Genomic DNA, 17,743 nt, shown 5'->3' with positions numbered 1-17,743 from the left:
CCCGACACCCAACGGCTCAGCTTGCGGGGCCGCGGCGGCGCGGTCGAGTTAAGGATCGTTCACCCGGCGCGCACGCGACGGATGGCCAAACCGCGCGGCGGCGCCTAGCTTCGCTGCATGACCCGTTCACGCACCGCCGCCCTCTTCTCCTCGCTCAGCCTGTGGGTGCTGGTCGCCCTGATCGGGGGCTTGGCCGCCGGCGCGGCGGCGCAGGCGTACGGCATACCCGGCGGGACCGGCACGGTCGCCCTCGTCGAGGGGCTCGGCCAGCTGTGGCTCAACGCCCTGCGGATGACGATCATCCCGCTGGTCTTCAGCCTGCTGGTGACCGGCATCGCCTCCATCGCGGACGCGGCGGCGACGGGCCGGCTGGCGCTGAAGGCCATCGTGGTCTTCGCCCTGCTGCTGGTCGGAGCCACGGTCTACGGCGTTCTCGCCTCGCTGGGCCTGCACGCCGTCTGGCCGATCGACCCGGAAGGCGGGCGGCTGCTGCTGTCCGGCGCGGTCGGCGACGAGGCCGTGCGCCAGAACCTCGGCGGCGGCGGCTTCTCCGCCTTCCTGACCAGCCTCGCCCCGGCCAATCCGATCCGCGCGGCCGCCGACGACGCCATCCTCGGCATCGTGGTCTTCGCCATCGTCTTCGGCTTCGCGACCACCCGTCTGTCCACGCGCCTGCGCCAGCCGCTGACCCTCTTCTTCGAGGCGGTGTCGGAAACCATGATCGTCATCGTTCACTGGGTGCTGCGCGCCGCCCCGATCGGCGTCTTCGCCCTGTCCCTGGGCGTGGGGCTGAGAGCCGGCCTCGGCGCGGCGGGCGTGCTGGGCCACTACATCGCCATCGTTTCCCTGGCCCTGATCGGCCTGATCCTGCTGACCTATGTCGTGGCCGTCGTTTTCGGGCGGGTGACGCTGGGCCGCTTCGCCCGCGCCGCCGCCCCGGCCCAGGTCGTGGCCTTCTCGACCCAGTCGTCGCTGGCCTGCCTGCCGGTCATGGTCGAGCGGGCGATCGACCGTCTGGGCGTCTCGACGGCGACCGCGGGTCTGGTCCTGCCGCTGGCGGTGGCCATCTTCCGCATCACCTCGACGGTCGCCAACCTGGCCGTCTGCATCTATGTCGCCCACCTGTACGGCATCCCCCTGACGCCCGGCGTCCTGATCGCCGGCAGCGTCGCCGCCCTGGCCATCAGCGTCGGCACCGTGGGCCTCCCGGGCCAGGTCTCCTTCTTCGCCTCCATCGCCCCCATCGCCCTGGCCATGGGCCTGCCGCTCGAGGTCCTGCCGCTGCTGCTGGCGGTCGAGGTGGTGCCCGACATCTTCCGCACCATCGGCAACGTCACCGCCGACCTGGCGGCGGCGCGGATCGTGGAGGGGCGGGACGCAACGGCGGACCCGGAGGCGGCGTCGGGGATCTGAGGGCCTACTTCGCCGCCCATTTCAGCCTGTCCAGCGCCTCGGCCGCGCGCAGCAGGGCGGTCGCCTCCGCCGCCTTCCCCTGACTGACCAGCCAGGCCGCGCGCCCGACCGCCTTGCCGAGCGCCACATACGGATCGATCCGCGGCGTCTCCGGCATCGCCTCCAGCTCGGCCAGCGCCATCAGCGCCGGCGGCGGATCGTCGGCCCCGCCCCGCAGCGGCCTGAGATCCAGCCGCTCCGCGATCCGGTTTCGGGTCCATCCCTCGGCCATGGCGCGGCGGCGCAGATTGGCCAGGCCCACGTCGAAGCGGCGGGCGACAGACGGGGCGGATTCTCCGGCGACATAGGCCTTGCGCACCTGCGCCCACGTCTCCGGCCCCCGATATTTGCGCAGACGATAGTGTTCCATGCGGAGAGGGTGGCATGCGGGTGCGTCAGAAACGGACGTGTTCCATCACCTCTTTCGACCGTCATCCTCGGGCTTGACCCGAGGATCAGAGGCGAGAGGCGAACTATACGCTCGAGAGGGCCCGGCGACCGTGCCCGTGCTTTCGCCACCGAGCACCGGACGGTCTGATCCTCGGGTCAAGCCCGAGGATGACGGTGAAGGGGGGGGAGGCGGTGCGGCTAATCTTCTTCCCGCTTCGCCTCCGCCTCCAGCCGAGCCAGAAACGCGGCGACCCCGCCGTCATCCCTGTCCGGCAGGCGCGGGTCGGCTTCCTCGCCCATGAGCCACGGATACAGATCCCGCCACTCCGGATTCCTCTCCTCGATCAGCTGCATCTTCCACGCCCGGTTCCACCGCTTCAGCGCCTTCTCCCGGCGGATGGCCGACGTCACCAGCTCGAACGGCTGATACCAGACAAGGATGTTGCACCCATGGCGCCGGGCGAACCCGCCGCCCTCTCCCGCGCGGTGCTCCCCGCTGCGGCGATAGAGGTTGCTGGTCATGCCGATGTAGAGGACGCCGAACGGCCGGCTCGCCTCGATATAGGTGGCGATGAACGGGCGCTTCTCGTCCATGCCCGGAGTGGCGGGGAACAGCCGGGCGGCGTCAAGGCTGCTCAACTTCCGGTGCGAGAGCGGTGGTTCCACCACCCACCGTCACCCTCGGGCTTGACCCGAGGGTCAGACTATCCGGTGCTCCGTCGACGGTTCACGGGCGCGGTCTCCGGGCCGCCCCGAACGCACAGCACGCCACCCGCCTCTGATCCTCGGGTCAAGCCCGAGGATGACGGTGGGGGAGGGAGCAGGGGCCGCAGCCGCGGTCTTTGCACAAACCCGCATAACCAACCTCACCGGACTGCGCCCGCTTTTGCAGTCACCGCATGGTCGAAATCGTCGCGAACTGGTCAGTCATGCGCATAGTCCTGGATCGGCCGCACATCCAGCTCGCCGGCCTTGATCGCCCCGATCGCCTGGGCGGCCGCCAAAGCCCCCGCGGTCGTCGTGTAATAGGGGATTTTCATCATCAGGGCCGTGCGGCGCAGGCTGAAGCTGTCCAGCAGGGCCTGCTTGCCCTCGGTGGTGTTGAAGACCAGCTGGACCTCGCCGTTCTTCATCGCGTCGACGATGTTCGGCCGGCCCTCCAGCACCTTCTTCACATGACCCACAGGCAGACCCTGTTCGGTCAGATAGGTGTGCGTCCCGCCCGTGGCGACGATGCTGAAGCCCTCGGCCAGCAGGGTCTTCACCGCCTCGACGATGAAGGGCTTGTCGCCATCCTTAACGCTGACGAAGGCGCAGCCCGCGGCGGGCAGGATGGTGCCGCCGCCGATCTGGCTCTTGGCGAAGGCGCGGGCGAAGGCGGGAGCCATGTCGGCCTCGCCGTCACGCTTCCAGTCCAGACCCATGACCTCGCCGGTCGAGCGCATCTCGGGTCCCAGGATGGTGTCGACCCCGGCGAAGCGGGCGAACGGGAACACCGCCTCCTTGACCGCGATATGGTCGTACGGCCTGTCCTTCAGGCCGAAGGATTTCAGCGGCACGCCGGCCATGACCTTGGCGGCGATCGCCGCGATCGGCTGGCCGATGGTCTTGGCCACGAAGGGCGCCGTACGGCTGGCGCGCGGATTGACCTCCAGCACGAAGATGCGCGGCGCGGCGCTGTGCGGCTCCTCGATGGCGAACTGGACGTTCATCAGGCCGCGCACCTTCAGGGCCCGGGCCATGGCCTCGGTCTGGCGCTTCAGCTCGGCGACGATTTCGGCCGACAGCGAGAACGGCGGCATGGAACAGGCGCTGTCGCCCGAGTGGACGCCGGCCTCCTCGATATGCTCCAGCACGCCGGCCACGAAGACCGTCTCGTCGTCGCACAGGGCGTCGACGTCGACCTCGGTGGCGCGGTTCAGATAGTGGTCGATCAGCACCGGATCGTCGCCCGACACCCGCATGGCCTCGCCGACATAGCGGTCCAGCTGCTCGCGGTCGTGGACGATCATCATGCCGCGTCCGCCGAGCACATAGGAAGGACGCAGCACGACGGGATAGCCGACCTCGTCCGCCTTCTGCGCGGCTTCCTCTGCGCTGCGGGCCAGACCGTTGGGCGGCTGCATCAGGCCGATGTCGTGAAGCATGACCTGGAACCGCTCGCGGTCCTCGGCCAGGTCGATGGAGTCGACGCTGGTGCCGAGAATAGGCACCCCGTCCGCCTGCAGGGCATGGGCCAGCTTCAGCGGCGTCTGGCCGCCGAACTGAACGACCACGCCGATCAGATCGCCCTTCGAACGCTCGACCTCGATCAGCTCCAGCACGTCCTCGGCCGTCAGCGGCTCGAAATACAGCCGGTCCGAGGTGTCATAGTCGGTCGAGACCGTCTCGGGGTTGCAGTTGACCATGATCGACTCGACGCCGATGTCGTCGAAGGCGAAGGCCGCATGACAGCAGCAGTAATCGAACTCGATGCCCTGCCCGATCCGGTTCGGCCCGCCGCCCAGAATTATCGCTTTTTTTCTGTCGGTTGGGCTGGATTCGCACTGCGGAATCTGGCCCAGGGCGCCGGTCTCATAGGTCGAATACATATAGGCGGTGGCGCTGGCGAACTCGGCGGCGCAGGTGTCGATCCGCTTGAAGACGGGGCGCACGTTCAGGCCGCGGCGGGCCGCGCGCACGGCGGCTTCGGTCGTGCCGGTCAGCTGGGCCAGACGGGCGTCCGAGAAGCCCTTGGATTTCAGCTTGCGGAAGTCGGTCGGTTCGGTCGGCAGGCCGGTGACGCGGATGTGGCCTTCGGTGCGGACGATGTCGGCGATCTGTCTCAGGAACCAGGGCTCGTATGAGCAGGCGGCGTTGACCTCCTCGACCGACAGGCCGTGGCGGAAGGCCTGGGCGATGACCAGAATCCGGTCCGGCGTCGGCTGGCCCAGCGCCCGCACCACGGCGGCGCGGGCCGAGGCCTCGTCCTCGACGTCGACGACGCCGTCGATCTCGATCTCGTTGAAGCCTGTCAGGCCGGTTTCCAGCCCGCGCAGGGCCTTCTGCATCGATTCCTGGAAGGTCCGGCCGATGGCCATGACCTCGCCCACCGACTTCATCGAGGTCGACAGGGTCGCCTCGGCGCCGGGATATTTCTCGAAGGCGAAGCGCGGGATCTTGGTGACGACATAGTCGATGCTCGGCTCGAACGAGGCGGGCGTGACCTGGGTGATGTCGTTGGTCAGTTCGTCGAGCGTGTAACCGACGGCCAGACGCGCCGCGACCTTGGCGATCGGGAAGCCCGTGGCCTTGGACGCCAACGCCGAAGACCGCGACACGCGCGGGTTCATCTCGATCACGACCATGCGGCCGTCGGCGGGATTGATCGCCCACTGGACGTTGGATCCGCCGGTCTCGACGCCGATCTCGCGCAGCACGTTGATCGAGCCCGTGCGCATCCGCTGGTATTCTTTATCGGTCAGCGTCAGGGCCGGGGCGACGGTGATGGAGTCGCCGGTGTGGACGCCCATCGGGTCGATGTTCTCGATGGAGCAGATGATGATGCAGTTGTCCGCCTTGTCACGGACGACCTCCATCTCATACTCCTTCCAGCCCAGGACGCTTTCCTCGACCAGCACCTCGGTCGTCGGCGACAGGTCCAGCCCCCGCTCCACGATCTCGCGGTATTCCTCGACATTGTAGGCGATGCCGCCGCCGGTCCCGGCCAGGGTGAAGCTGGGGCGGACGATGGCGGGCAGGCCGACGAAGGCCAGGGCGTCCTCGGCCTCGTCGATGCTGTGGATGGCCTTCGAGCGGGGGCTTTCCAGACCCAGCTTGTCCATGGCGTCGCGGAATTTCTGGCGGTCCTCGGCCTTGTCGATGACGTCGGCCCGGGCCCCGATCATCTCCACGCCCCACTTCTTCAGCGCGCCCGAGGCGTCCAGCGCCAGCGCCGTGTTCAGCGCCGTCTGGCCGCCCATGGTCGGCAGCAGGGCGTCGGGCCGCTCTTTCGCGATGATGCGCTCGACGAACTCCGGCGTGATCGGCTCGATATAGGTGGCGTCGGCCACCTCCGGGTCGGTCATGATGGTGGCCGGGTTGGAGTTGACCAGGATGACCCGGTACCCCTCGGCCTTCAGCGCCTTGCACGCCTGGACGCCCGAGTAATCGAACTCACAGGCCTGCCCGATAACGATCGGGCCCGCCCCGATGATCAGGATCGACTGGATGTCCGTGCGTTTGGGCATCTCAGCCTCCGTTCAGTTCGTCACGACCGCGCACTCCCAGCCGTCGTAGTCCAGCTGGAAGGCCGCGGCCCAGGATTGCATCATGGCCGAGACCGGGGCGAAGGACGCCTCGTCCACGGCCATCGTCGTCTCGAGGATGGTGGCGTCGTCCTGACCCCGGGTCAGGAAACCGGCGCGCCGCGCGACCTCGTTCAGGTCGTCGTGGTCCCCTTCGCCATAGAAGTAAAACAGCGTGTGCCGCGGCGTGATTCCGCTGTCGCCATGCGCCGCCAGAGACGCGCGCACCATGGCGTCGCGCTCTTCGTGGGGGATGGCGGAGTCAGACACGGGGTTGGCTCCTTGCGCGCGCGGCCTCAGGCGGCGGCGGGGCGCCGGCGCGGGTGGGTCGGGTTGTCGGTCAAGCGGCCCGTCTAAAGACGGGTGGGGGCGGTGGCAAGGCCGCCGGGGCCCTGCGCGCATGAAAAAGGGGGCGGCCCTCTCGAGCCGCCCCCTTCATCGTGGTCCGGACCGTTTTTAGAACGGGCGGTAGTTCAGGCCGACGAAGAAGCGACGGCCGTAGGGGTCGAAGTTCGAGTACAGCGTCTGACCCAGCCACGGCGCCTGTTCCGCATCGAAGGCGTTCACGACGCCCGCACGCATCGACAGGGTGTCGTTGACATTGTAGCGGACCGTGAAGTCGTGGCGGGTGAAGTTGCCGGTGTCGTAGTACTCGGGCAGGCGGTTCTCATAGTTCACGACCTGGTCGCGGTCCTTGGCGATGTTCTGGGCGCTCTGCCAGTCCGCCGTCCAGTTGACGCTCCAGGTGTCGTTCGGCGTGTAGGTCAGCGACGAGGTGAAGCGGACGTTCGGGTAGAACAGGTCGCCGCGGTCGCTGGTGTAGGCGTCCGGGTTGGCGGGATCGAGGAAGTTTTCCTGTTCGATCAGCCACGACCCGGCCATCTTGTAGTCCAGACGGCCCCAGTTGCGGCCCGTGACCTCTTCGAGGTCGAGCCGGTAAAGGGCCGTGAAGTCCAGACCGCGGGTGGTCAGGGCGGCGTAGTTGCCGGCGCCTTCGATGAAGCCGCCGATCGGGTCGCCGGCCGGAGCGCCAAGACCGAACGGGATGCCCGGGTTGTTACGGAAGATCACCGCGCAGGCCGAGCTGTTCAGCGACGGACCGTTGACGCAGTTGTTCGCTGCGGTCTGGGCCGAGATGAAGGCGATCACATCGGTGATCTCGATCTCATAGTAGTCCAGGACCAGGCTGAGGTTCGGGATGAACCGGGGCTGCAGCACCGTCGAGAAGGTGAAGGATTCCGACTGTTCCGGCGTCAGGAACGGGTTGCCGCCGGTCACGCCGGAAACGCCGCCGCCGTAGACGGGGTTGAAGTCGTCGGTGTTGGTGGCGGTGGCGCCGTTGAAGTCGAACGACAGGCCGTCGGCCGCGGCCAGCGCCGTGCAGTTGGCGACCCGGTTGGCCCGGATGTCCGCCGGTTGCAGGATGATGTTCGCGGTGGCGCAGGGATCAACGAAACCGTTCGCGAACGTCTCGCCCAGCGGCGAGAAATTCTCGCCCAGGTCCGGCGCGCGGAACGAGGTGTTGAAGCTGGTCTTGAACGTGATGTCCTGGATCGGACGATAGATGAGGTTCACGCCATAGACGTCGCCGTGTCCGACCGTCGTGTAATCGAAATACCGGTAGGAACCGCTCAGTTCGGCATACTCGCCCAGCCAGCTGTCGCGGAACAGCGGCAGCGACATTTCGGCGAAGCCTTCGTCGCTCTCGTACTCTGCGCCCGGGAAGTCCGGACCGCCGTTGAGGAACAGGACGCGGCCGGCGGCGCCGGCGTCGCGACCGATGGCCTCGGTGTATTCACGACGGTGCTCGTAGCCGAGAGCCAGGCCGATCGGGCCTGCGCCCCAGAAGTCCCACAGCTGACCGGCGACGCTGCCGATGAAGTCTTCCTGCTCGTTGCGCTCCGTGTAGGTGATTTCGGCGTTGATATAGTCGCGCGCTTCCTGGCTCTGGTTGCCCTGGCCGAAGATGTTCAGCGGGGCGCATTCGGCGACCGCTTTAGCGCCCACCGCTCCGTCACGCAGATCGGCGTTTCCGAACCAGTAGTCATCGACCACGCCGCCGGGGGTGGCGGCGATCAGCTGCGAACGGCAGACGATCGCGTCAGGCGTGCCCAGAAGACCGGCGGTGTCGCGCACGGCGTCGGACGCCAACTGGACACGCACCACGTCGGTGCCGGTTTCCGTTTCCGTGACGTCGACCTGGCCGTAGGTGTAGGACAGGCTCCAGTCGATGTTCTTGATGAACCCGATCTGTTCGAAATCGCCCTCAAGGCCGACGACGTAGCGCTGCAGCTCGCGGTTGCTGATCTGGCTGCGGTCTTCGCCGAACAGGGTGTGGCGGGCGTAAGGCGCGGCCACGACGCCGGTCGCCACGCTGGGCGAGCCGGCGGTCGGCGGCGCGTAGACGGTGACGGTGTTGGTCTGGATCGCGGTCCGCAGGTTCGAGGGCAGGAAGGCGTTGTCCGCAAGGCTCACGCCGAAGACGTTGAAGCCGTAGGCAGGCTGCACTTCGGCAGGGCTGACGACGCCGTCACGGATGATGAAGTCGTAGAAGTCAGGCTGCGAGGCGAAGACGGTGTCTTCCGTCACATACTTGGCTTCTGCGAAGGCCCGGAGGTTGTCCGTCAGGCTGAAGTTGGCGCCGACCTGGTAGCGTTGCGATTCCGACTCCGGCACGCGGGTGATGGTGCTGAAGGTGGCGGGGTTGTCGCCGTCGCCGCCGATGTTGTTCGGACGGTTCGCGCCGGTGTTGCCGATGCGGGTGCCAAAGTTGGCCAGACGGGCGGTGGGGCCCTCGAACACGAAGGTCTTGGCGGGGTCAACCGAGTAACAGGCCGTGGCGGTCAGGCCGCTGATTGTCAGGCTGCAGTTCTGGTAGGGGACGTCCGGGTCGTTGAGGGCGCTGGCCTGTTGGTTATTCGCCAGCGTCGTCTGGCCCCAACGCGGACGCTGCAGCGTGACGTAGTTCCGGTAAAGCTGGTTGTCGAAGACGCCGTCGAGGCGGGACGCCGCGGGATCGGCGTCGACGCCGATCAGACCCGACGAGTTCCGCAGCCAGTCGATGTCCAGTGAATTGACGGCGTCGAGCTGCTCGTATTCGCCGAAGGCGTACAGGTTCAGACGGCCATCGAGGAGGTTGTGGCCCAGCAGGGCCGAGACGCGCTTCGAGGCTTCACCGTCCTGGTTGATCATGCCGTAGCTGGCGTCGATCTCGAGGCCTTCGAAATCCTTGCGTAGCACGAAGTTCAGCACGCCGGAGACGGCGTCGGCGCCATAGACCGACGAGGCGCCGCCCGTGATGATCTCGATGTTCTGGATCAGCAGGCGCGGAATGGTGTCGACGTCCACCGCCAGCGATCCGCCGGCCGAGCCGACATGGCGACGGCCGTCGACCAGGGTCAGGGTGCGGCCCGAACCCAGCGAGCGCAGGTTGGCGAACGACAGGCCGCCGATGCCCAGAACGCCGGTGGCGTCGGACGGGACCTGCGAGTTGGACAGGGCAGGGATGGTGGCGAGGTAGTCGACGACCGTCGACTGGCCGGTCGTCAGCAGGTCTTCACGCGAGACCTGAATCAGCGGCGTCGGGGCGTTGGTGGGGTCGCGACGGATGCGTGAACCGGTGACGACGACTTCATCGAGCTGCGTCGAGTCATCGTCCTGGGTCTGGGTAACGGCGACGCCCGGCAGGGTGCTGGGGGTCTGGGGGGTGGTCTGCGCCCACACCGGAGCGGCTGACATCGCGACCGCGCCGGCGAGCACTGTGGAGGCCAGAAGCCGGTTACGTATAACAGTCATATATGAAATCTCGGGTGAGTTTGAAGAAGTGGAGGCGCAGGCTTCCCTAACGCGGCGTCGGCCACAAACTCACCACACATATGTCCGGTCAAGCTGGACAGTAACGGAAATGCTTATATTCCGTCGTTATTGATAAAAATGTTTCGTTCCTGAAAGCATATGGATTTAAACCGCAACTGCGATCCTGAAACACGTCGTTCTATGAAAAACGTCAGCAACGTGACCTTATCCAAGCCGGCAATTCACTGATCGCGCCAAGCGCGCCAAACCGGTGGTGGCCGTCGGGAGCATCGGCGACTTCATGCGCCCAGGTGACGACATACGGAATATGAACACCCCAGGCGCCCGCGGCCAGTGCGGGCAGGACGTCCGACCTCATTGAATTGCCCGCCATCACGGCTTCATCGGCGCCGGTGCCGTGACGGGCGAAGACGCGATCGTACGTCTGCCGGTCCTTCTCGGATACGATCTCAACGGCGGCGAACAGGTCGCCCAGTCCCGACGCGGCAAGTTTGCGCTCCTGGTCCAGCAGGTCGCCCTTGGTGATCAGCACCAGGCGATACGATTCCGCCAACTCGGCCAAGGCTTCGTCCACGCCGGGCAGGGTCTCGACCGGATGAGCGAGCATTTCCCGCCCGGCGGCGAGGATTTCGCGCACCACCGAAGCGGGCGCCTCGCCGCCGGTCAGCTCCATGGCGGTCTCGATCATCGACAGGGTGAAACCCTTTACGCCATAGCCGTACAGACGAAGGTTCCGCTTCTCCGTTTCGGCCATCCGCGCCTCCAGCGTGGCGCGATCGGCGTGGTCGGCCAGCAGGGCGACGAAACGGTCCTGCGTCAGCCGGAAGATGGTCTCGTTGTGCCAGAGAGTGTCGTCGGCATCGAGGCCGACCGTGGTGATGCTCATCCCGCTCCCTAACATCGGAACCGGGATCCGGGGAGGGGCGAGGATCCCGAACAGGAGCCGTCATGGTCAACAGTCCTTGACCAAGTTTATCAGGGTTACGTTCTTGTCTGGGAGTTATCGTGGCGGCTTGGAAGACCTGAACGGCCAGCCGAAGGAGGCGGTCATGACTCTGGTTCCAGCGTATCCAACGGCCCCCGATCACGGGAAGAACCCCGGGGAAGACAACGCGTATTCGCCGCTGGGCGAGCGCCGCGCCTACGCCGCACCCTATGAAAGCGTGACCTTCGGTCTGGTTACCCGGGCAGGCCGCGAATTGACCGTGACCCTGGCCGCCCAGCCCGTCTTCGACCTCGATCGATCGACGCCGGTCAGCCGGCGTATTCGCCGAATTGTCCGGCACCGCGGCGGTGAGTCCGCCCTTGCCGCCCTGGGCCGCAGGACACTGGAGCCGGTCGACCTGAAACGCATCGACCTTCAAACCCTGAACCACGGCCTCGACCTGTTGCATCTTGGGCCCGGCGACATCGGCGTGCTGCCGGCCTTCTGGCGCACCGTGGCGTCGAGCCGGGGACGGTTCGCCCTGCTCTGCACAGAACTTCAGCAAAGCTCCGCTCCGGGGAACCTCATGGTCGAGGTGATGGGCGGGCTGGAACAGGCCCCGCCCGAGGCTATCGACGAGTCCATCTCGCATTTCGAAACCGAATCCATGGGGGTGAGCCTGCACATCGCGCCCGACGCGGGGCTTGTCCGCCGACTGACGGGCGTGCGCGCCCGCTGCCTGGCCATCGACTTCGCCGGGGTCGCCCACGACGGGCCGCTTGAGTGGCGCGCCGCCCAGGACCTGATCACCGCCGCGCGCCAGACCTGCGACCAGGTGATGCTGTTGAATCTGCGTCCCGACCGGGGCCTGGCCGCCCGGGCCGCCGGAGCCACCCACGCCGTGTTCGCCGGCATGGAGACGATCACCGTCTAGACAGGCGGTTGACGCCGTCGTCGAGGCGAGGCCTTGATCCGGCATGCAGGCCACGCTTCCCTCCCGACTCTACGGCTGCCCCGACGCCTGGGCGCGCGAGCGGTCGGCCGTGTTTGGACGCTCGTGGCTGTTTCTGGGTCATGAGGCCGAGGCCCCCGTCCCCGGGGACTGGATCGCATCCGATGTGGCCGGCCATCGTCTGATGGCCTTGCGCGGCAAGGACGGGATGCTGCGGGCCTTCCACAATGTCTGCCGTCACCGTGCAGGGCCGCTGGTGACCGGCGCCAGCGGCCATTGCGAGGGCGAGTTGGTCTGCGGCTATCACGGCTGGCGCTACGCCCTGGACGGCCGATTGAGGTCCGCCGTCGGCTTCGGCGCGGCGGACGGGTTTGACCCCCGCGAGTTCGGCCTGCTGGCGTTGCGGCTGGAGACATGGCGCGGTCTGGTCTTCGCGACCCTCGACGAAGACGCAGCGCCGCTGGCGGATCTCGTCGCGCCGCTGGAGGACCTGCTGGCCGGGCGGGGACTGGAGATCGCCGCGCCGGCGCTGCGCCGCAGTCACGACCTGGCCTGCGACTGGAAGACCTACGCCGAGAACTATCTGGAGGGCTATCACATCGGATCGGTGCATCCGGTGCTGGCCGACGAGCTCGGTTCGGCAGAATATCGCGTACGGGTCGAGGGCGATCTGGTGGTGCAGGAGGCCGTCGGGGTGAACGACGGTCCGCAGGCGGGGGTCTGGGGCTGGCTGTGGCCGAACCTGGGGATCAATGTCTATCGCGACGGCGCCATGATCGAGCGGATGACCCCGGTCGGGCCGGGACGGACCCGGCTGGACTATCTGTTTCTCAATGACGGCGGCGAGGCGGCCCTGGGTGACGCGCTGGAGGCTTCCGACCGGCTGACGGCCGAGGATGCGGCCATCTGCGAGGCGGTGCAGGCCAACCTGTCGGCGGGGGCGTATGACCGCGGCGTCCTGAGCCCGAGGCAAGAGGCCGCGGTGGCATGGTTCCAGTCGCGGATCGCGGAGGTTCACCCATGACGGACACGACGGGCGACGACCGGCAAAAACTGGGCTGGGGTCTCGCCGCACTGGTCGTCGCGGGGAACATGATCGGCTCCGGCGTCTATCTGCTGCCGGCCACACTGGCTCCCGTCGGCTCGTCGAGCATCGTAGGATGGGTGGTGGCCGGGGCCGGGGCGGTAACGCTGGCGCTGGTGTTCGCCGCCTTGGGACGTCTGCAGCCGGACGCCGACGGCCTGTCGGGGTTCGCAGAGCGGGGGCTGGGGCGCTTCTTCGGCTTTCAGACGGCGCTGGCCTTCTGGACGGCCTGCCTGGTCGGCAATGTCGCCATCGCGGTCGCGGCCACCGGCTATCTGGGCTTCTTCTTCCCGGTGCTGAAGGAGCCGGTGGCGGCGACGTTCTGCAATCTGGGTCTGATCTGGCTGACGACCGGCGCCTATATCCTGGGCGCGCGGACGGCGTCGCGGTTTGCGGCGGCGGCGCTGGCGATCGGCCTGGTTCCCATCGTCATCGCGGTCGCCGCCGGCGTGATGGCGTTCAGTGGCGAAACCTTCACCGCGTCATGGAGCCCGTCCGGAAACAGTCTGGCCGAAAGTGTTCCCGCGTCGCTGGCCGTGATCTTCTGGGCTTTCCTCGGGGTCGAGAGCGCGGCGGTCCTGTCGGCCCGGGTGCAGAACCCGGCCCGCGACGTCGGACGCGCATCGATCGCCGGAGTGTTGCTGGCCTCCGCCGTCTATGTCGCGGCCAGCGTGGCGGTGTTCGGTGTCATCCCCGCCAACGTCCTGGTCCAGTCCTCCAGCCCCTACGCCGATCTGACGGCGCGGGTGTTCGGGGCCTCCATAGGCGCGGCGGTCGCCGCGGCGGCGGTGATCAAGGCGGTCGGCACGCTAAGCGGCTGGGTCATGCTGGGCGGAGAAACGGCGCGGGCCGCCGCGCGCCACGGATATCTGCCCTCGGGCTTCGGCCACGGCGACCATACGCCCATCGCCAATCCCCTGCTGGGCGGGGCGATCATGAGCGTGGTGGCGGTCATTTCGGGCCAGCCGACGCTGGGCGGCCAGTTCGGCATGCTGATCGGAGTGACCTCGGTGCTCAGCCTTGTGGTCTACGGCCTGTGCTCGGCGTCGCTGTTCAGGCTGGCGCGGTGGACGCGGGCGCGGGGCGTGGCGGCGCTGGGTCTGCTGTTCACCTCGGCGGCGGTAGTCGCCGCGGCCCCCGGCTACATCCTGCCGACCGCCGTTTTCTTCATCGTCACGACGGGCGTATGGTTCGCTTTCATGCGCAAGCCGGCGGCGCCCGTTGACCCGGAGACGGCGTCTCTTTAGCAACGCCGCCGCCCAGTCTTGTTTGGGTGTGGGTCGCCGGGATTCGGTGCTAGGGAGCCTGCCATGACCACCCAGCTTCTTCCCGGCGTCACCGGCGTGCTCGCGCTCGCGGACGGAACCATCCTGCAGGGCATCGGCTGCGGCGCGACGGGCTCGGCCCTCGGCGAGGTCGTCTTCAACACCGCCATGACGGGCTATCAGGAAATCCTGACCGACCCGTCGTACATGAGCCAGATCCTGGCCTTCACCTTCCCCCACGTCGGCAATACGGGGACCAACGTCGAGGATCTGGAGCAGATCGGGGGCGGGTCCGATACCTCGGCGCGCGGCGCCATCTTCCGCGACGCGCCGACCGATCCGGCCAACTGGCGCGCCGACAGTTCGTTCGACTCCTGGATGGAGCGGCGCGGCGTCGTCGGCCTGGCGGGCGTGGACACCCGCGCCCTGACGGCTTTGATCCGCGACGGCGGCGCTCCCCATGCGGTGATCGCCCATGACCCGGACGGCAATTTCGATCTCGACGCCCTGGTGGCGCAGGCGAAGGCGTGGACCGGTCTGGTCGGTCTGGACCTCGCAAAGCCCGCCTCGACGCTGCAGGCGTTTGAATGGGACGAGGGGCTGTGGGACTGGCCGGAAGGCTACCCCCGAGTGGACGCCGCCGACAGGTCGGTGGTGGTCGTCGACTATGGCGTGAAGCGCAACATCCTGCGGGCCCTGGCCTCGACCGGCGCGAAGATCACCGTGGTGCCCGCGACCACGAAGGCCGAGGACATTCTGGCCCGCAATCCCGACGGCGTCGTTCTGTCCAACGGTCCGGGCGATCCGGCCGCGACCGGCGTCTACGCCGTGCCGGAGATCAAAAAGCTGGTCGACAGCGGCACGCCCCTGTTCGGCATCTGCCTCGGTCACCAGATGCTGGCCCTCGCCCTGGGCGCCCGGACCATCAAGATGGATCAGGGCCACCACGGCGCGAACCATCCGGTGAAGGACCTGACCACCGGCAAGGTCGAGATCGTCTCCATGAACCACGGCTTCACCGTCGATCGCGACAGCCTGCCCGATGCGGTCACCGAGACCCACGTCAGTCTGTTCGACGGCACCAACTGCGGCATCGCCCTGAAGGACCGTCCGGTGTTCAGCGTCCAGCATCACCCCGAGGCCTCGCCCGGGCCGACCGACAGCCTTTACCTGTTCCAGCGCTTTGCGGATGCGATGCGCTAGGGCAGGGGCGCGAAGCTCTTTTCCTCACGCAGGGCGCTGGCCTTGCGCACCGCGACCGGCGCGGCATGCAGCCAGTAGTCGGCGTCTTCCAGCCGGTTCGAGCGCAGACGTTCTACGCCACGCATGCGCCGCAGGGCTGCGTTTTCCAGCAGGCGAGCGTGGAGGGCGCGGGGGGACAGGTCGTTGATGGCGGGCGAGCCGGGAACGGCGACGGCGTCAGGACCGCTGGGCTCGACCGCGGGACGGACGATACTCAGAAACATGGATGGTCTCTCTCACTCTCGGGCGGGGCTGCGGTCTTCGCCGCGTCCTGTCCAGACCCGTCCATCTTCCCGGACGGTCATATGGTTAATCCACAGGTCTGTGGATTGTTCCGATATGGTCAGAAAAATACGCGCATAATCAGGCAGTTATGGCCGCGCTTTGGCCTTTCTGGTTAACGAAAGGTAAAGGGGCCCAAAGCGGTGAGTCGCGCGCTATAAGGCGAGGGTGCGCTTCGACGACCGCTTCCTTGAAGAACTGAAGGCCCGCCTTCGGCCGTCCGACATCATCGGACGGACGGTGAAACTCAAGCGTCAGGGACGCGAATACGTCGGCCTGTCGCCCTTCACCAAGGAGAAGTCGCCGTCCTTCTTCGTCAATGACGACAAGGGCTTCTTCCACGACTTCTCGTCCGGCAAGCATGGCGATGTCATCTCCTTCCTGCAGGAGACCGAGCGGCTGTCCTTCGTCGAGGCGGTTCAGCGGCTGGCGGGGGAGGCGGGCATGGCCCTGCCGGCCGAGGATCCGCAAGCGGCCGAGCGCGAGGCGAAGAAACAGGGTCTGACCGACTGGATGGACCTGGCCCAAAAATGGTTCGCGGCCAATCTGCGCCGTTCGCCCGGCAAGGCGGCGCGTGAGTATCTTGAGAAACGCGGGCTGCCCGAGGATCAGTGGGAGCGGTTCGGCCTCGGCTATGCCCCCAACGATCGCGAAGGACTGAAGAACGCCCTGATCCAACGGGGCGCCCGGCCCGGGGATCTGGTCGAGGCAGGCATGCTGATTGCGCCCGAGGGCGGCGGGGCGCCGTACGACCGGTTCCGCGACCGGCTGATGTTCCCGATTCTCGACGCTCGCGGCCGCATCGTCAGTTTCGGGGGCCGGGCGATGAACCCGGACGACCGGGCCAAATATCTGAACGGGCCCGAGAGCCCGCTCTTCCACAAGGGCGCGACCCTTTACGGCCTGCCCGAGGCGCGGCGCATTCTCGGCGCGGAATCGAAGAGCGATCAGGCCATCGTGGTGGTCGAGGGCTATATGGATGTGATCGCCTGCCACCGTGCGGGCATCCCGGCCGTCGCGCCCATGGGCACCGCCCTGACGGAAGAGCAGATGGAGCGGCTTTGGCGGGTCTCGCATGAGCCGATCCTCTGTTTCGACGGCGATGCCGCGGGACGACGGGCGGCCTATCGAGCCATCGACCGCGCCTTGCCGCAGCTGAAATCGGGCCGTTCGTTTCGTTTCGCCCTGCTGGAAGGCGGGCAGGACCCGGATGACATCCTGCGCGACAAGGGCGCCCCGGCCCTGCGTCAGGCCATGGCCGCGACCCGGTCATTCGCCGAGGTGCTGTTCCAGAAGGAGGTCGAGGTCGAGCCGCTGGACTCGCCCGAGCGCAAGGCGGGTCTGAAGGGCCGGCTGCGTCAGGCCGCGTCGGCCATTCAGGACAAGGATCTGGCGGAACAGTACCGCCGCGAACTGTTCGACCGGTTCGACGCCCTGTTCCCGGCTCGCCGCGCTCCGGCCAACCAGTCCGCGACGGGATCCGGCGGGCGCTGGCGTCCCGGCCCGCCGCCCAAGCTGGGCCAGACGGCGGAGGGGGCGCAGGCGATGCAGTCACTGTCCCGCTCGATCGAGCCCGTTGCCGCCGCCCTGGCTCACGGCGCGGTCGATGATCCCGAGCGGATGGACGATCATCTGGAGGCCATCGCCGCCCACGGCTTCGGCGATCCGGCCCTGGACGGGCTGGCGCAGGAGATGGTTCGGTTGCGGTTCTCGGGTCAGGACCTTGACTCCGCCGCCCTCCGACGCCATCTGGCGCAATCGGGTCACGGCGTTTTAATGCACGAGGTCGAGAAGGCGGCGGCAAAGTCCGGCGCGCCCTTCCTGGCCACAGACAAGCCCCTCGGCGAGGCGCGGATCCGATGGTCGCAGGCGTTCGACGCGCTCACCCGCGTGGCGGCGCTGGAGGATGCCCTGACTTCGGCGCGTGGCGTGCCGGGGCAGGACGAAGCGTTTCGCCGGCTGAAAGCCGAGCGGGATGCGCTGCGTCGTGCGATCAAAACCGGAGAGATTTGGGAAGACAGCGCGGGTTCGTAACCAACGACCCCGCCA

The 17,743-nt window shown here is 67.5% G+C and carries 13 protein-coding genes; 6 read left to right on the top strand and 7 right to left on the bottom strand.

The annotated features are described in order from the left end of the window. The first annotated feature begins 117 nt into the window (after window positions 1-117). Complete coding sequence (locus BrevBR_RS04470; protein ID WP_332641041.1) at window positions 118-1,413, top strand: dicarboxylate/amino acid:cation symporter; 1,296 nt, start codon at window positions 118-120, stop codon at window positions 1,411-1,413. Between the two features lie 4 nt (window positions 1,414-1,417). Here BrevBR_RS04470 and BrevBR_RS04465 read toward each other — a convergent pair whose 3' ends face one another. The 6 genes from BrevBR_RS04465 to BrevBR_RS04440 form a co-directional block, all read right to left on the bottom strand. After that, window positions 1,418-1,822, bottom strand: a complete 405-nt coding sequence (locus BrevBR_RS04465; protein WP_332641042.1) for a hypothetical protein — start codon at window positions 1,820-1,822, stop codon at window positions 1,418-1,420. A 218-nt stretch (window positions 1,823-2,040) separates the two neighbouring features. Next, complete coding sequence (locus BrevBR_RS04460) at window positions 2,041-2,481, bottom strand: GIY-YIG nuclease family protein (RefSeq protein WP_332641043.1); 441 nt, start codon at window positions 2,479-2,481, stop codon at window positions 2,041-2,043. 284 nt (window positions 2,482-2,765) lie between these two features. Next, window positions 2,766-6,071 carry a carbamoyl-phosphate synthase large subunit gene (gene carB / locus BrevBR_RS04455; protein ID WP_340000068.1) on the bottom strand — a complete coding sequence of 1,102 codons (3,306 nt, stop codon included), beginning with the start codon at window positions 6,069-6,071 and terminating at the stop codon, window positions 2,766-2,768. 12 nt (window positions 6,072-6,083) lie between these two features. Next, window positions 6,084-6,398, bottom strand: coding sequence for a hypothetical protein (locus BrevBR_RS04450; RefSeq protein WP_332641045.1), 315 nt, complete (start codon window positions 6,396-6,398; stop codon window positions 6,084-6,086). 186 nt (window positions 6,399-6,584) lie between these two features. After that, a complete protein-coding gene (locus BrevBR_RS04445; protein ID WP_340000067.1) occupies window positions 6,585-9,923 on the bottom strand; it encodes a TonB-dependent receptor domain-containing protein in 3,339 nt (1,112 codons plus the stop codon). A 211-nt stretch (window positions 9,924-10,134) separates the two neighbouring features. Then, window positions 10,135-10,830: an HAD family hydrolase gene (locus BrevBR_RS04440; protein WP_340000066.1), complete on the bottom strand. Its 696-nt coding sequence runs from the start codon at window positions 10,828-10,830 to the stop codon at window positions 10,135-10,137. A gap of 163 nt (window positions 10,831-10,993) precedes the next feature. Here BrevBR_RS04440 and BrevBR_RS04435 point away from each other — a divergent pair, with 163 nt between their 5' ends. The 4 genes from BrevBR_RS04435 (at window position 10,994) to carA (ending at window position 15,373) form a co-directional block, all read left to right on the top strand. Next, window positions 10,994-11,803, top strand: coding sequence for a hypothetical protein (locus BrevBR_RS04435; protein WP_340000065.1), 810 nt, complete (start codon window positions 10,994-10,996; stop codon window positions 11,801-11,803). 43 nt (window positions 11,804-11,846) lie between these two features. Further along, a complete protein-coding gene (locus BrevBR_RS04430; protein WP_332641051.1) occupies window positions 11,847-12,845 on the top strand; it encodes an aromatic ring-hydroxylating oxygenase subunit alpha in 999 nt (332 codons plus the stop codon). Next, entirely contained in the window at window positions 12,842-14,152 is a 1,311-nt protein-coding gene (locus BrevBR_RS04425; protein WP_340000064.1) for an amino acid permease, read from the top strand. Before BrevBR_RS04430 ends, BrevBR_RS04425 begins: the two co-directional genes overlap by 4 nt. 63 nt (window positions 14,153-14,215) lie before the next feature. After that, window positions 14,216-15,373, top strand: coding sequence for a glutamine-hydrolyzing carbamoyl-phosphate synthase small subunit (gene carA, locus BrevBR_RS04420; RefSeq protein ID WP_340000063.1), 1,158 nt, complete (start codon window positions 14,216-14,218; stop codon window positions 15,371-15,373). Here carA and BrevBR_RS04415 read toward each other — a convergent pair. Next, window positions 15,370-15,636: a hypothetical protein gene (locus BrevBR_RS04415; RefSeq protein WP_340000062.1), complete on the bottom strand. Its 267-nt coding sequence runs from the start codon at window positions 15,634-15,636 to the stop codon at window positions 15,370-15,372. The genes carA and BrevBR_RS04415 overlap by 4 nt on opposite strands. 226 nt (window positions 15,637-15,862) lie before the next feature. Between BrevBR_RS04415 and dnaG the strand changes: the two genes are divergently transcribed. After that, window positions 15,863-17,728 carry a DNA primase gene (gene dnaG, locus BrevBR_RS04410; RefSeq protein ID WP_340000061.1) on the top strand — a complete coding sequence of 622 codons (1,866 nt, stop codon included), beginning with the start codon at window positions 15,863-15,865 and terminating at the stop codon, window positions 17,726-17,728. Window positions 17,729-17,743: the final 15 nt, after the last annotated feature.

The sequence above is a fragment of the Brevundimonas sp. BR2-1 genome, from assembly GCF_037626195.1.
Lineage (GTDB): Bacteria > Pseudomonadota > Alphaproteobacteria > Caulobacterales > Caulobacteraceae > Brevundimonas.
Note: the sequence above shows the minus strand (reverse complement) of the source record. Positions and strands in the feature narration are given on the sequence as shown.